Genomic DNA, 17391 nt, shown 5'->3' with positions numbered 1-17391 from the left:
ACATTGAGATAGCCCCCAAGTTATGAGGGAAACATGATAGATCAGAACAGAATTCCGGCTCACGTTGCTATCATTATGGATGGAAACGGCAGATGGGCAAAGAAGAAAGGGCTGCCTCGTTTGGCAGGACACAACGCAGGCATGCTGGCAATGAAAGAAATTGTCAAAGCATCTTCTGTACTGGGAGTAAAATATTTGACGGTTTATGCTTTTTCCACAGAAAACTGGAAGCGCTCTAAAGAAGAAGTGGGTGGTATTTTCAAACTTCTAGTTAAATACGTGGACAGTGAACTTTCCGAACTTCACGAAAATAATGTGAAAGTCAAGGTTTTGGGAGACTACAGTGTTATTCCGAAAATTGCAGTAGAAAGACTTGAAAAATCACTGGAGACGACGGCAAACAATACAGGTCTTCAGTTTAATATAGCCCTCAACTATGGAAGCAGGGCAGAAATTGTCAGAGCGGTAAGACGTATTTATGAGGACATACGCAAAGGCGCTTTAGACGAAGAAACAGAAATTACAGAGGAACTAATCAGCAGATATCTTTATACCGGTGACGAAAACGGCAATATCCCTGATCCGGATTTGATTATAAGGACTAGCGGAGAAGAGAGGCTTTCCAATTTCATGCTGTGGCAAAGCGCCTACAGCGAATTTGCCTTTACCGATGTATTCTGGCCGGATTTTTCGCCAGCAGAATACGAGAGGCTTATCGAAGCATACCAGAATCGCGATAGGAGATTCGGAGGAAGGAAGTAAGTATTTATGAAGACAAGAGTGATTTCAGGGCTCTGTATGGTGCCACTTTTAGCTGTAGTATATTTGGGGGGCTATTGGCTTGCTGCCGCATGTATTCTGGTGGGCTTGATTGGTGTCAGAGAGTTTTTTAACGGTTTTAAAGCCATGGATATTCATCCCTCAGAAAAAATTGCTTACTGTGCGATGGTGGTGCTGTATCTGATTCATGGACTGACACCCGAGCCGCAAATGTACTTGACCGGCTGGCTGGCAGCGTGCATTATGGCAAGCTCCATTTATATCTTTAAGATCGATCAGAGGAAAATTGAAGATGGAATGGCAACTATGCTTGGGATCATCTACGTAGTATTTTTCTCTTATCATGTGGTATTGGTAGACAGAAGCGGCGAATATTCTATTTTGATTTGGCTGGTGCTTTTATCAGCTTTTTGTACGGATATCTTCGCCTATTTCAGCGGATATCTCTTTGGCAAGCATAAACTCTGTCCGGTGCTGAGTCCGAAAAAAACCATCGAGGGTGCAATCGGAGGAACCTTGGGCAGTGTAATTTGCTGCGGTCTATTCGGCTATTTTGTTATACCGAGAATCTGGCTTCACTGTCTTGTAATCGGTTTGATCGGAGCCGTACTGTCACAGTGCGGTGATTTGACCGCCTCAGCATATAAGAGAAAAATGGGGATCAAGGATTATGGGAATCTAATTCCGGGACACGGTGGTATTATGGATCGCTTTGACAGCGTGCTGTTTACCGCACCGGTAGTTTATTACTACATTCAATTTATCCTTTTAGGCTAAATGAAATGCAAGGTTTCTAACCTTTTTGGGGAGTTATAGTATAGATGAAAAAAGTTACAATTTTGGGAAGTACCGGTTCTATCGGCACGCAGGCGCTGGATGTCATCGGAAGGAACCGGGAACAATTTCAAATAGAAACACTAGCCTGCGGTCAGAATACAGAGCTTCTTGAACAGCAGATTCAAAAGTTTTCTCCAAAACAGGCGGTGACTGAACTGGAACAAGATGCATGCCGTTTGGCGAAAGCCTATCCAAAGGTGGACTTTCTTTGGGGAGAAAAGGGATTGCTGGCTGCAGCGGAGGACGACAGCCAGATTCTCCTAAATTCTCTGGTGGGGATTCGCGGTCTGGTACCTACTTATCACGCCATTCAATCAGGCAAGGAAATCGCCCTTGCCAATAAAGAAACTCTGGTTGCAGGCGGTGAACTGATAATGAAAGCAGTACAGGAAAAAGGCGCTAGAATGCTTCCTGTAGACAGCGAACACAGCGCAATTTTTCAGTGTTTACAGGGCAACCAGGGAAAGAAAATCAGAAAGATTCTGCTGACTGCCTCAGGCGGACCTTTTCGCGGCTTTAGCCGTCAGCAATTGGCAGATGTTACACTAGCGCAGGCGCTTCATCATCCCAAGTGGAGTATGGGGAAAAAGATTACCATAGATTCTGCAACCATGATGAACAAAGGTCTTGAGGTCATCGAGGCAAAATGGCTCTTTGATGTGCCGCTTTCTGATATTCAGATTCTGGTTCATCCCCAGAGCATTATGCATTCGGCGGTAGAGTTTGAAGATGGTTCTGTCATTGCCCAGATGGGCTCTGCCGATATGAGGATTCCTATCAGCGTGGCGCTGGGATATCCGCAGAGGATTCCCGATGCGGGTAAACGCATTAACTTTTTCGAAGAAGGCGCAAACCTTTCCTTTGAAGAGCCAGATACAGAAGTGTTTGGCTGTATTAATCTGGCTTATGAAGCCTCAAAAGCAGGCGGCAGCTATCCAGTAGTACTCAATGCTGCCAACGAGGTTATGGTGGACAGGTTCCTGAAAGGACAGATTGCTTTTTTGGACATCGAAAAAAACATACAAAAAATACTAGATGATCACACGCCTACATATAATTTAGGGTTAAATGAGATTATAAATATTGATAAAGAAATTCGTAAAGAGGTTTTGTGATGACAGTGATTTATGCAGTGATATTGTTTGTTATGTTGATTTTCCCACACGAGCTGGGGCATTTTACTGTGGCGAAAGCAGTAGGTGTAAAAGTCAACGAGTTTGCATTTGGTATGGGACCTGCGATTTTTCAGCGGCAAAAGGGTGAGACGCTTTATTCTATCAGACTGATTCCGATCGGCGGATACTGCGCGATGGAAGGCGAGAATGAGGAATCTGAAAGCAGCAGAGCGTTTAACAACAAGCCGGTCTGGGCAAAGATTTCGGTACTCCTTGCAGGCTCTGCTATGAATGTGCTTATTGCAATTCTGGCAATGACTCTTGTGATGGGATATATTGGAACAGCAACTACTACTATCGATGAAGTTCAAACTGGTACGCCTGCCTATGAAGCAGGTCTTCTTTCCGAAGACAAGGTTTTATCGGTAAACGGTACGCCTATTGAAAAATGGAATGACATTGCTGCAGCAATCGGCAGCGGTGAAGACAGGCTTTCCATCACGGTGGAGCGGAATGGAGAAGAAAAGACTTTTGAGATGACACCGGAGAAAACGGAAGATGGCAGGTATATCATTGGCGTTACTTCCAAGGTGAGTCATAATGCGTTGGCTGCGGTATCAAACGGTGCAAAGGGAACCTGGAGTATGACAAAGGGGATGTTCTCGGCGCTGGCACAGCTGGTTTCCGGTGAAGTTTCTACAGACGAACTGTCAGGTCCAGTGGGTATTGTTTCCCTTGTCAGTGAGACAAAGAATTACGGTATGATTTATTTCGGCTATTTGGTAGCTTTGATCAGCCTGAACTTAGCACTGATGAATATGCTGCCGCTTCCAGCGCTGGACGGCGGAAGAATTATCTTCGTCATCATTCGAAAGATTACTGGAAAGATGATTAGCGACAATTTAGAAGGAAAAATTCACGGCGCAGGGATGATCCTGCTCTTCGGTTTTATGATATTCGTTACGTGGAATGACATTACGAGGTTATTTATATCATGAGAAAAAGCGTTTATTGCGGAAATATAAAAATTGGCGGCGGAGCACCGATTTCCATTCAATCCATGACCAATGTGGATTCTAGAGACGAAAGGGGATTGCTTGCGCAGATTGACAGATTGACAGCTGCAGGCTGTGAAATCGTCAGAATCGCTGTGCCCGATATGGAAGCGGCAGAGGTCTTTGGACGGGTGAAAAAACAGGTGTCCGTGCCTCTGGTTGCAGACATTCATTTCGACTATCGTCTTGCCATTGCGGCAATCGAGCAAGGCGCTGACAAGATCAGAATTAATCCCGGAAATATCGGAAGTACCGAAAGAGTTCGGGCGGTCGTAACAGCAGCAAAAGAGCGGAACGTGCCGATCAGAATCGGTGTTAATTCCGGTTCCCTTGAAAAAGATATTTTGGAGAAAAACGGCGGCGTTACGGCAGAAGGTCTGTGCGAAAGCGTCCTCAGAAATGCTGCGCTCATTGAAGATATGGGATATGACAATTTAGTGCTTTCCTTAAAATCATCTGATGTTCGGATGAACTACGAAGCGCATAAACTAGTCTTTGAGAAAACCGAGCATCCCATTCATATTGGCATTACCGAGGCAGGCACACTGAAGCGCGGCAAGGTAAAATCGGCAGTGGGGATCGGTGCGCTGCTGCTTGCTGGTATCGGTGATACGATGCGGGTTTCTTTGACAGCAGATCCTGTAGAAGAGGTAGTTTATGCCCGGGAAATATTGGAAAGCATTGGCATCAGAACGCCGCAGATTGATCTGATTTCCTGTCCGACCTGCGGCAGAACCAGAGTCGATTTGCAGAGCCTTGCAGCGCAGGTAGAAGAACGCCTTAGTGAAATTGCTGTTTCGCGTCCACTGAAGGTTGCTGTCATGGGCTGCGTCGTCAACGGTCCGGGTGAAGCCAGAGAGGCGGATTTCGGGGCGTGCGGCGGCGATGGAAAAGGTGTCATTTTTGCAAAAGGACAGGTTATTAAAACCGTAAATGAATGCGACATTGTAGATGCATTAATTGACATGATAAAGAAAAAAGCGAGTGTATAAATGAGAGCATTAATTGAACAGAACATAGATTGGGATGTCCTTTCGGGACATGACAAAAGCCAGTATACATACGAAATTACAGAAGCAGTCATCGAAAGTGAGACCGGAGTTTTAACCATTAGCCTCCGGCTCAATTTTATTATGCCCTGCCTTTCCATGGCGAAGCTTAAAGGCGTGATTCTGCATCAGATTGAGGCGCTGAAAGATGTTAAATTCAAGTATAATTACGAGAATGTGATTCTTTCTGAGGAGGAAATTATTCCGCTGTTCATTCCTCATATGATAGAAATTATCAACGGGAAATATGCGGCGATCACCAAATCTATCGAAAGCAGCAAGTTTATCTGTGAAGGAGAAAAACTGCAAATCTATGCGCTGGGCAGACTGGCAACCGAGCAGCTCAATGAAAAGGTTGCTTACCAGTTTAAGCAGCTTCTTGCTGAACACTTTGGAATTCACAAAGATGTGACCTTTGTTAACGATGAAGACAGTTACATGAAGGCTGCAGAAAGTTGGATCGAATCGGAGGAATCTGACATTAAAGCGTCCCTTGAAGAAGCAAAAAAAGCAGCGCAGATGCATAAAAGTGAGAGCGCAAAGCCTGCAGCAGGTAGTGGCTTTGGCGGTAATAATGGAAATGGCGGAGGCAATAGTGGCTTTGGCGGTCAGAACGGCGGTTTTAAACGCCGCGAGAAGGAAACACCGGCAGAAGGAAACCGGATTATGGGAAAAGATATTTTTGGTGAAGCAATTCCTATGTCCGGACTGGAGGCAGATACAGGTACAGTTATTTTAGAAGGAATCCTTTTCAAAAAAGACGCTAGACCAATCAGAAATGAGAAGAAACTGGTAACGCTGTTAATCACTGATAAGAAGACTTCTGTTTGTCTGAAGACTTTCTGCTCTAATAATAAGTGGGAAGAGATTGACAGCCTTTTGAAAAGCGGAGACTTTATTAAAGTCCGCGGTGAGACTGAATGGGATCGCTACGATAACTGCCTGACTGTAATGATTAAGGATATCAATAAGGGTAAGGTGAAAAAACGAAAGGATACTTACGAAGGCGGAAAGCGAGTGGAACTTCATGCGCATACTAAGATGAGCGCTATGGACGGATTAAACGAAGTAGCAAATCTTGTTAAAACTGCTGCTGCGTGGGGACAGCCGGCTGTGGCCATTACAGACCACGGTGTAGTGCAGAGCTTTCCAGATGCCGCAAAGACTGCAAAGAAGCTGGCAGGCGATAAAGAAAACCCTGTCGACATCAAGATTATCTACGGTATGGAGGGTTACGTCTTTGACGACAGAGACTGCCATAACGAGGACGGTTCTATTGATTATAAAAAGAATCCGACTAACCATATCATTCTGCTTGCGAAAACCCAGGAGGGCCTGAAAAATATTTACAAGTTGGTCTCTTATTCTCATCTGGAATATTTTTATAAAAGACCCAGACTTCCTAAATCAGTTATCGCAGAGCACAGAGAAGGACTTATCATCGGTTCTGCCTGCGAAGCCGGGGAGGTGTATCGTGCTATAGCAGGCGGTAAGAGCCAGGAAGAAATTGAAGAAATTGCAAGCTTTTACGATTATCTGGAAATTCAGCCGCTGATTAACAATCAGTTTATGATTGAACAGGGAATGGTTTCCGGTCAGGAAGAGCTGCGTGAACATAACAGGCAGATTGTGGCTTTGGGAGAAAAGATGGGAAAGCCGGTAGTTGCAACCACCGACGCCCACTACGATGAACCGGAGTCCGCCATCTACAGAAATATACTCCTTGCCGGCATGGGCTTTAAGGATGCTGAAAACGGGCAGGGTCTTTACATGAGAACCACCGATGAGATGATGGAAGAATTCCGTTATCTTGGTGAAGAGACGGCATACAAAGTCGTCATCGAAAATACCAATCTCATCGCAGACATGATTGACGGCAGCATTCTGCCAGTACCAAAGGGAAAATTCCCTCCGAAGATTGCCGGTGCGGAAGAAACTTTGCGGGAAACCTGCATGCAGAAGGCACACAGCATTTACGGCGAGAATATGGATACAATCATTGCTGAACGTTTGGAAAAAGAACTTTCATCTATTATTGATAACGGCTATGCGGTCATGTATGTATCGGCGCAGATGCTGGTGCACAAGTCCATGGAGGATGGTTATCTGGTCGGATCTCGAGGTTCCGTAGGGTCTTCCTTTGCGGCGACTATGGCGGGAATCACTGAGGTAAATCCTCTGGATCCTCACTATATCTGCCCGAACTGTAAGAAATTGATTTGGGGCGATATGCAGCTTTATGATTGCGGTATCGATATGCCGGAGATGGACTGCCCGGAATGCGGCACACCGATGAACAGGGACGGCTATACAATTCCATTTGCAACTTTCCTTGGATTTAACGGCGACAAAGAGCCGGATATCGACCTTAATTTTGCAGGGGAATATCAGGCGACAGCACATAAATACGTAGGTGAAATCTTTGGTGAGAAGAACGTGTTTAAGGCAGGCACTGTAGGTACTGTTGCAGAAAAAACTGCCTACGGCTATGTGATGAAATTTGCCGATCAATTCCATCGGCAGATTAATAAATTCGAGGCGGACAGGCTGACTCAGGGCTGTACTGGTGTAAAGCGAACCACTGGTCAGCATCCGGGCGGTATTATTATCGTGCCGGACGACCACGAAATTTACGAGTTCTGTCCGGTGCAGCATCCGGCAAACGATGTGAAGAGTGACATCATTACTACGCATTTTGATTATCATAAGATTGACGAGAACCTGCTGAAGCTGGATATTCTGGGGCATAATATTCCATCCATGATTCGTCAGCTGCAGGATATGACCGGAATTGACCCGATGAAAGCAGACCTTACAGATAGAAAGGTTTTATCCATTTTTAACGGCATCGAGGCGCTTAACATCAAGAATCCGGACTACAAATACACCCATGGATCCTATGCGATTCCGGAATTTGGTACTGCCTTTGTACGGCAGATGCTGGATGACACTAAGCCGGATAAGTTTGCGGATCTGGTGCGTATTTCTGGATTCTCTCACGGTACGGATGTATGGCTCAACAACGCACAGGATTATATCAGAAGCGGCACGGCAACCATGAGAGAAGTTATCTCTACTCGTGACGACATCATGAACTATCTGATTCTGAAAGGTATAGAGAATAAGACCTCCTTCCAGATTATGGAGGACGTTCGTAAAAACAGACCTCTGAAAGAAGAACAGCTGGCGGTGATGAAGGAGCATGGTGTGCCGGACTGGTATATCGATTCCTGTATTAAAATCCAGTACATGTTTCCGCGTGCCCATGCGGTAGCCTATGTTATGATGTCCTTCCGTATGGCGTGGTACAAGGTTTACTATCCGGTGGAATTCTATGCGACCCACTTTACCAGTACGGTGGCAAACTTTGACGCAGATACTATCATGAAAGGGCCACAGGCTATTTTAGACAGAATTGAGATGATTGAAGCCATGGGAAACAACGCTACTGCCAAAGAGCAGGCGGATGTTCTGGTGCTGGAAGTTGCCTATGAGATGTATTCCAGAGGCTACGAGTTTGCGCCTGCACGCCTTGGAAAATCCCATGCATTGAAGTTCTGGTCCGACGAAGGAAAGGTGCTGCTGCCCTTTGTGGCGCTGGAAGGCGTGGGGGATACTGCGGCGAAAGCTTTTGCTGATGCCTATGCCGAAAAGCCGTTTGACACCATTGAGGAAGCGGTGAATCGTTCTAAACTGAACAAAACGGCGGTGGAAGCGCTGCGTACTCATGGCGTGTTTGAAGGACTGCCGGAAACAGATCAGTTGTCACTGTTTTAAGAATTACTAAAGAATTTTCAGAAAAGCAAAAAAACACTTGCAAACAAAACCATAAATATATATAATACAAATATAACCAGAAAGCCACACCTAGACAATGTGGCTTTTTGCTTATATAGATATCGAAAAAGAAAGGAAGAGAAAGCAATGAATCAAAGAAAAACATGTAACCCAATTCAGAAAACCATTGCCATCCTACTAAGTGTTTGCCTCGTTGTAAGCGCTATTCCGGCAGCAGCCTTCGCAGATGACAGCGATCAGCAGAAGGAAAGAGCTGGCACAAGCGCAAACACAGGCAGCGAAGCAATCACCTATCTGAATCCAGAAGACGTGACAGAAGACGAAGCAATCCTTTCAGAAAGCGGAGAAGACTACACCACCTTTGACCTGGGAGGAAAGAAGCGGTACAGTATCTTCTTCACAGAAAATGTGCGATTCAAAGATGAAAATGGAGAGTTGACAGACTATGCCCCTGCATATATAGAGCTTGACAGTGCTTTCCTAGCGCAGAGCGAAGAGAAGCAGGACAGAAGCGGCTACCTATATAGAAATACTGCAGGAGATTCCTATCAGTACATACCTGAAGCGTTGTCGGAAGAGACGCCGGTTCTGCTGGAAAAAGACGACTACCAGATTACCATCGCACCGACCGAAAAAACATATAAAGATTTTTTCGGAAAAAAGGTAAAAGTAAAGAAAGAAAAAGAAAAGACTGAAGATGCCTACGGTAAGGTGAAGAAAAAGAACGTCAAAGCCACCTACAAAGACGAGACAGCCCTTGCCTACGTAGAATATATCTCCCTAAACACCGGCATTAAAGAAAATATCGTGCTGACCAAAAGACCAGCAAAAAACGAACTGCAGTTTGAAATCAGCGCGCCGGGACTTGTGGCAGAAGTATCAGAAGCTGATGGAAGCATTGGTTTTTATGATAAGAAGAGCAAGGAACTGGTTAACCAGATACTGCCTCCAAACATGAACGATGCGACAGGCGAAGCCTACAGCGAGGATTTAGCATATACCATCGAGGAAAAAGAGGACGAAACGGATACATATATCCTGACTCTAACCATCGACAAGAAATATTTGAAAGCAAAAGAACGTGAGTATCCGGTTACCATCGACCCGACTAACACCTGGGCGAATACCAGCAGCGGGGAAAGTTTGTGGGATGCTTATGTTTACAGCGGCAGTGCCTCCACTAATTACTATACCACAGCAAGACAGAGTATGCCTGTAGGCAAAGGCTCCGGCGGCACTTACAGAACCTACATCAACTTTCTCAGTCTGAAAAGTGTCATCAATGGCACCCTTGTAGACAGCGCAGAACTTTCCGTATATGAAAATGCAGACAGTTACAGCGGCAGAACGATTGAAGCATATAAGGTTACCAGCAGTTGGGACAAAAAGACCATCACATGGAATAAACAGCCGACCGTGGGCGCAACCAGAACCTCCAGTATGACAACATCTGGTGTAGATAAAAGAGCGGGACGTTTTAATCTGACCCTCTTTGCGAGAAATATTTCTACTGGTTCGAGCAATTACGGTATTATGTTACGAAATGCGCAGGAAAGCAGCACTGCATATGCGGAATTTTACGGCAGCAGATACACAAGTACCACCTATCGTCCAAAACTTTCCGTTACGTATTTTGGAGATGGTGACGGCGTTATGGATACTTGGAACTTATTAAATGATGCCTATGAAGCAGGAGAGAAAATAAATATCATATACCAAACTCCTCTATCGGGCGCTATTACAAGTATCCAGTATCGTCTTGTCAATACAGAAACAGGACAGGCGGTCAATCCGGCAGGTGCCTTTGAAACCATTGAAACAAGCCAGTCCGGCAGAAAATTTACGATGGATATACCGATTCCTGATGACATTGAAAGCGGTACATACCGTCTTGAGTTTAGAATGGACTACTACAATGGATCGAGCACAATCCATACACGAGGGCCTGTACAGATTAACGGCATACAGGATGAAGAGGCTCCAACGGTCGAATCCGCGTACATTGTAGAAAGTGTATCACCAAGCATTTCCGGATGGAGGACCAACCCGCAGCCGATGGTGCAGCTGACAGGAATCAAAGACGATATTACCACAGAATTTAAAGAAGAAAACATCACCTATGTCCTTGACTGGCCGGGCACCAATCCTGTACCAGAGTGATACAAGACGCCTGAAAGTCTGTATCTTTCCAAGTCGGGAGGCGGGTACATAGCAACCTTCTACATCGAAGAAAGCCTTGTGATACAGGGAAGATATGCTATTTATGTAAAGGTTACCGACGAGGCAGGTAATGCATGCATCAGCGAGATTCCTTACTGGTTTGACAATGAGCCGCCGACAGGACGCATTTCAGCAAAAAATCAAGGTGAAATTACAGAGACAAATGAGCTTTCCGGTATTTCGTACATTACCGGAACTCCAGACCTGGATACCGGAAGCCCGGTTGTCAGCAATATCATGAGCCTGCATCAAAAGGGAGAGAATGGCGCAGCTGGTGAAAAAGTCTGCGATATCTATGACAACGCTTCAGGCTCTACCTCCGGTGCAAATTCTAAAGCCTTTGATACAAGAAAAACAGCAAACGGTACCTATGTGCTGAAGATGAACCTAACCGATGCGGCAGGAAACAGAAAGACCATCACTAAAGAAATTACGATAGCTAACCGCATTGCAAAGCCGCAGCTTACTGCTGCCACCTCAAAGGGCGGAGAAACGATGGTGCAGTTTAACATGCCATCTTCTGTCAAAGCGATTACCGGTCTGCAGTACAAAGTAGAAGAAAAAGATGCGGACTGGACCGATATTACCGGCATTACGACACTTTCCGGCACTTTTACCGCAGTGCTTCCGGATAAAGAAGGTACATATATACTCAGCGTGCGGGCAATTGATCAGGACGGTCTGCCGGGCGAAGAGAGAACCATCAATATCAGAGTGGATAAGACTCTTCCTACAGCAGAGATTGCAGAGGCAGATCAGGGTATCATCAGAGGCAGCGCTGCAGATGAAGAATTTTCCGGCTGGAAAATATATATCAAAGAAAAATCAGCGGCAGATGAAAGCTACAGAGAGGTGCTTTCTGGTGATACAGAAAAGGAAGATGCGCTTTTCGGCGACATAGGTCTGTATAACGAAAACTATGCAGCCGGCTGGTATACCATCAAACTGGAAGTAATGGACATTGCAGGTAACGTGAAAACTGTAACCTGTGATATATATAAGGACGAGAATTGTCCAGCGCCAACAATTGTAGATCCGGCTTTTCGTATCGAAAGACCGGACGATCAAAACTATGACAGCCCGCAGATCATATTTGGCACAGATGCAGCATATATGCAGCTGACTGCAGGCTTTTTCAGAAGCTTTACTCTTTCTAGCGCCGACTGGTACATTGAGAATCAGAAAGCAGAAGAAAACAGCCAGACCAGTAGTCTAAAAACAGAAGACGGTAAGGGAAAATATGAGGAAGGAAGACCATACTGCGTCGCTGCTGTAACCCATGGACTTTTCGGCGGCGCAGCTTATAGCAGCACACTCATAGAAAATGCACGGGCGGAGAAGATTTCCTTTAATGAAAAGGGCGAAGGGCTTGTTACCATGGAAAATATGGTCAGCTTTACCTTAAGGGAATCTGAGGAAGACTGTACTTACTATGCAAAGACGACGGGGGATTTTGTAGAGATTAAAGCAGGGGAAACTGTGGAGATTCTATCTCTGTCAGACGGCTCTCTTACAAGCGAAAGTCTGACCATCAAGGCGGTCAAAGAAAACGGCATGCCATCAGAAGTTATGCTTACCCTTGACAGGCTGGAGACGGAAACCTTTGTCATAGACGGAATGGAAAACTACCGTCCAAAAGGTCTTTCTGCCAAGGATAAGATCAATTATAAGACTTATCTGAAGTGGAAGATTCCGGAAAGATTGCCGGAGGATATCAGCTACGAAATTTATCGCAGTACAGAAAAGGGCTTTGATCCTTTGCTGCAGGAGCCTTTGGCGGAAGTAAATGCAGGCTGCTTTGTTGAGCCTAACGCAGACTACGAGACCAGATTTTACTACCGGGTTCGTGCTGTTAAAAGAGATAATAAGGGAGCGGTCATCAGCTATAGTGCTTTTTCTGACGAAGCAGAAAGTACTGTGGTTGATGAGAATGAGTTCATCAAACGCCTTGGATATAAAGAATATTGGAACTATGCAGATTTTCAGATGCCTTCTGGCAGCGGCGCTATCGAAAAGAGTCAGGGGAACTTCTTCTATGAGCAGACCGACTTGACCTTGCCGAATGAACAGCTTCCTGTGGAACTTACGCGCACCTACAACAGTATGGCATCTTCAAAATCAGCTTTTGGTATCGGCTGGAACCATAATTATGATATTGAGCTTCTTTCGACAGATTACAGCGATAAACTGGAGACAGGGCAAAGGCTTGTGATGAAGGATAGTTCCGGCACGTTATTCTTCTTTACAAAGGAGCCTAACGCAAGCGGCGAGTATATTTCATCCATGGGAAAATACCTGACACTTCGCAAGTTTTCCGGCGAGGAAGGAAAGATTACCATAAAGCTTCCGGATAAGAGTACTGGGTCACAGGATGGCAAAGTAGAAAAGACGATAGAAGCAGCTTACCTTGTAGAAACTAAGGAGAATCTCAGCTACTATTTTAGTGCATCCGGGCAGCTTGTATATATGGAAGAGCCGAATGGAAATTTCCTTCTCTTTACCTATGATCTTTATACAGGGCTTGTCAAAAGCGTCATGACAAGCAATAATCTGGAAATGACTTTTGTATATAACGATAAGGCAGGTACTGACCCTGCAACAGTCAAGAAAGTCATCATGCCTGACGGAAGCGGTATGGCATATACTTATGCAGATGGTCGTCTTTCCAAGGCGACAAAGCTGGGAACAGGCGGAGAAATCGGCGCAAGCTTTACCTATGGGTATGACGGAAATGGAAACTTAAAAATCATGACAGATGCTGCAGGAAATGTCTATCAGATAGAGGCAGACAGAGATGGCAGCGTAAAGGAAGCAGTCTATCCAGACGGAGAAAGTCTTTTGTTTACTCGCAGTAAAGGCGCAGAAGGCATGGAACAGACTGTAACTGCCGTGAAAAAAGATGGCTTTACATTGAGCGAAGAAACAGCTGCCTTTGACGTGGCATCGGGAAACTGTCTGGAGGTAGTCGACGGAAATGGTCTCGTCACGGCATATTCCTATCGCGATGAAATGCTGGCAAAGACCACAGAGCAGGTTACTTATGAGGTAATTGGTGAAGAAACAGGTCTTGTAACAGAGCAGATTGATACTTATGTGACGACTACAGAATACGATGATACCTTAAATGTGACAGAAGAAGCCACAGAAATCAGTCAGTGGGAGGAACTGGTTGAGTATGAATACGACAATACTGGAGAATTTGATGAAGATTTTCCAAGTCGTGAAATCACAAGGCGAGGCAGTACTGTCACAGGCGATTTCACCTATCTCTATGACATCTTTGGAAATCTGACTTCACAGTTTGACAATATTACAGGAGTCCGTACAGACTATGACTACTATACAGAAGAAGACGGAGATATTGATGATTTCCTTTATGGAGAAATCGAATCTGAGACAGAAAGTATCAACGGCGTTGTGACCAGTACTGTGACTTATTCATACACCTATGACAGTGCGGGTAATAAGACGGAGACTACTACGGAAACCGTAGGCGATACCGTTACAGTGACCGTTACGAAATATGACCTGATGGGCAGAGAGCTGGAAAGCACCGTTACTGTTTGCGGCGTATTGAAGTCTATGGGCTTTTATACCTATGACAGTTTTGGCAGAGTGACAAGGGCTACAGAGCAGGAAGGCAGCCGTATCACCACGGTTGTAACCAGCTATACAGCAAACGATGCGGTAAGCAGCCAGACGACTACTACAACAGAGAATGGAAAGTCACAGACAGAGAGCGTAAGCTATACCTATGACAATATGAATCGCGTTGCAAACACTGTGACAACCACTGGAGGCAAGCAGAGAAGTGAGTCTACGTCTATCCATTATGGCTCCATTGATAAAAACGCAGCCCTTGGGGATACAGAGAAAGTTTATGCTAAGATTACGACTACAGTTTCTGGAAGTCAGGTGAGCAAAACTTTTACAGACGGAAGTGGTAATGTCCTTCGTCAGGATAGCCAAGGTATTTCCACCTACTACACCTACGATAAGTCAGGAAATTGCCTGAGTCAGGTCACTTTAGGGGAAGGGCAGACCATGGCGGATACTGCCATCACTGCGTATCTCTATGATGCCAGAGGCAATCAGATACGAACCATTCGTGATGCAGACTACGACAGAGAAGCGAAGGGATGCAGACCTGGAGAATTCTCAATTCAAAGTAAGACGTTTTATAACGATCAGGATCAGGCAGTAAGAGTCGACCATAGTTCCTTTTTTAATTCAGACACGATGGCTTATGACATAGAGGGCAGACTGACGGAGTTCGTACAAGATGCGAACGTATCTGCCGTGAAAACCTCAGTCAGTTATGCAGACCCAACGGAGGGAAATGAAGCCTCTTCGGTTACGATTACCATGGCAAACGGTACGAAGAGCAGAACTGTTACAAATCTTTCCGGGCAGGTTATCAGCGAATCCACCATCGGAAATGCCGCTGATGGAGAAATTACGAAGACCTATGGATATGCTGAGGATGGAACCCTTTCCAAAGAGACGGATGCTGCAGGAAACTACAGGACTTACGAGTATGACAGTCTGGACAGGGAAATTGCAATCAATTATTTTGATGCAGCAGGTGCGCAGACACTGCGGACAGAGTTTTCTTATGATACTGGCGGTAACGTATCAGAGATGAAGGATTATGCTTTTGAGAGCGGAAGCAAAACCCTTTACAGATGGACGGAAACAAGGTATGATGAAAGTGGAAACCTGATCAGCGAGGCGGAGGTTTCTTGTGAGGGTGCACAGCCAAGTGAAGGACAGCTTGAAGCAAGGAGGATTACTTATGCTTATGACAATGATGACCGCCTTGTACGGGTAAGCTATCCGTCCGGATTTGACAGTCAGGTAGAGGCACTGGAATATGCCTATGATGATTACGGCAGACTCTCTGAGATTACGGCGGTTACGAGCACAGGCCGCGCAGTGCTTCGTGAATACACACACAACGTCCGTGGGCAGATTGAAACGATTAAGGACAACAGAGAGGCTCTCGGTGGCACCGGCTATGCATTGAAGACTTATGGGTATGATAAGCTGGATCGAAATACATCTATCACAGTAACTGACAGTGAGCGGGACGGAGAGGCTGAAAAATATATTTATACCTATAATTATGATGACCAGATTGTAGAAGAAGTAAGGAAAAATGTTTATTCTACGGAAACAGATAAGCAGATAAATGAGAGAAGATACTATGAGTACGATAATCTAGGTCGAATGGTATTGGGAAATGGCATTCGATATACCTATGACACTGTAGGTAACTGCTTGACTGAAACTGAGAAAGGAATAACGACTACAAGCACCTATAACAGCTTAAATCAGTTGATTACAAAAGGAAGTGCTGTTTATAGCTATGATGCTAACGGAAATCAAATTAAAGAAGTAGACGGCAATGCGGTTAAGGATTTTTCCTATGATGCGGATAATCGTCTGGATACGGTGACCTATACAGAAAATGGTGCGGAAGTCTTCCGGCAGGAGAATCTGTATAACGGTCAGGGTCAGCGTATTGCCAAGTATGAGCAGGTACAGGGCAAGGATTCCGAAGAGACGCACTATGCTTATGGATGCGGCAGTGTAGTCTTTACTGACGGCAGTGTAGGGAAGAAGTCTCTGAATCTTCTAGGTGATGCCGGAAATATCATTGCTGCTGAGCGGGATGCTGAAACTGGTAAGGATTATTACTTCTACAACAAGGATATCCGTGCCAGCACGACTAGTATTTTGGACAGCAGCGGAAACTGTGCAAACTCTTATGAATGCAGTGATTTTGGCGAGACGACTGTCCACGGGGATTTGTATAACGAAATCTGCTATACCGGAGGAATTTATGATGCGAGCACGGGGCTTTATTACCTGAATGCCAGGTATTATGACCCGGCGGATAAAAGGTTCTTGACGGAGGATACGTACAGGGGTAGTGAGAATGACCCGAACACGCTGCATTTGTATGCGTATTGTGCGAATAACCCGGTGAATTACGTTGATCCGAGTGGGCATTTTGGAATATTCTTTATCCCGTGGATTGCAAAAGGAGCGGCAATTGTAATAGGTGGCATTACTCTAACCTATCTTACAACTACAAAAGAGTTTCAGGAGGCGTGGGGAAGAGCTATTAGAGGTATTGAGAATACTTTAAGCGGAGCCTCCGAGTATGTGAAGTCAAAGGCGAAGTCTCTATCAAAAGCAATTGGGAAAAGCTTTTCTAAAGCAAAGAGAAAATATAAAGATAAGTATGAAGAACACCATATTGTTGCAAGAACAAAGACAAGAGCAAAACCAGCAAGAGATATCTTGAATAAGGTAGGAATAAAGATTGAGAATCCAATAAATAAAATAAAAATAAAAAAAGGGCTTCATAAAAGGCTTCACCGAAATGATTATTTTGATATAGTGAACTCGATGATTCAATCGGCATACGATAAGAAAGGCAACAAAAAAAGAAAAGTTGAAAATGCATTAAAGAATCTAAGAGCGTTTATCACTGCATTGGATAAGGCAGCACCATTTTAAAGGGATTTG

The 17391-nt window shown here is 44.9% G+C and carries 8 protein-coding genes; all 8 read left to right on the top strand.

Translation table 11 applies throughout. The annotated features are described in order from the left end of the window. The first annotated feature begins 33 nt into the window (after positions 1-33). A complete protein-coding gene (locus D1151_RS00855; RefSeq protein WP_161907595.1) occupies positions 34-762 on the top strand; it encodes an isoprenyl transferase in 729 nt (242 codons plus the stop codon). A gap of 6 nt (positions 763-768) precedes the next feature. After that, entirely contained in the window at positions 769-1557 is a 789-nt protein-coding gene (locus tag D1151_RS00850) for a phosphatidate cytidylyltransferase (RefSeq protein ID WP_161907594.1), read from the top strand. A gap of 44 nt (positions 1558-1601) precedes the next feature. Next, positions 1602-2732 (top strand): 1-deoxy-D-xylulose-5-phosphate reductoisomerase, encoded by a 1131-nt coding sequence (locus D1151_RS00845; RefSeq protein ID WP_161907593.1) that lies wholly within the window; start codon positions 1602-1604, stop codon positions 2730-2732. Next, entirely contained in the window at positions 2732-3730 is a 999-nt protein-coding gene (gene rseP / locus D1151_RS00840; protein ID WP_161907592.1) for an RIP metalloprotease RseP, read from the top strand. Before D1151_RS00845 ends, rseP begins: the two co-directional genes overlap by 1 nt. Next, on the top strand, positions 3727-4779 hold the full coding sequence (ispG, locus tag D1151_RS00835; RefSeq protein WP_161907591.1) for a flavodoxin-dependent (E)-4-hydroxy-3-methylbut-2-enyl-diphosphate synthase: 1053 nt from the start codon (positions 3727-3729) through the stop codon (positions 4777-4779). The genes rseP and ispG overlap by 4 nt, the downstream gene beginning before the upstream one ends. Next, positions 4780-8613 carry a PolC-type DNA polymerase III gene (locus tag D1151_RS00830; protein ID WP_161907590.1) on the top strand — a complete coding sequence of 1278 codons (3834 nt, stop codon included), beginning with the start codon at positions 4780-4782 and terminating at the stop codon, positions 8611-8613. 147 nt (positions 8614-8760) lie between these two features. Continuing rightward, positions 8761-10794, top strand: a complete 2034-nt coding sequence (locus D1151_RS00825; RefSeq protein ID WP_161907589.1) for a DNRLRE domain-containing protein — start codon at positions 8761-8763, stop codon at positions 10792-10794. A 78-nt stretch (positions 10795-10872) separates the two neighbouring features. Next, positions 10873-17382 (top strand): RHS repeat-associated core domain-containing protein, encoded by a 6510-nt coding sequence (locus tag D1151_RS00820; RefSeq protein ID WP_161907588.1) that lies wholly within the window; start codon positions 10873-10875, stop codon positions 17380-17382. Positions 17383-17391 lie beyond the last annotated feature (9 nt).

The organism is Emergencia sp. 1XD21-10 (genome assembly GCF_009936045.1).
Taxonomy (GTDB): Bacteria; Bacillota; Clostridia; order Peptostreptococcales; family Anaerovoracaceae; genus Senimuribacter; species Senimuribacter intestinalis.
The sequence above is the reverse complement of the archived record's forward strand: the minus strand, read 5'-3'. Positions and strand labels throughout refer to the sequence as shown.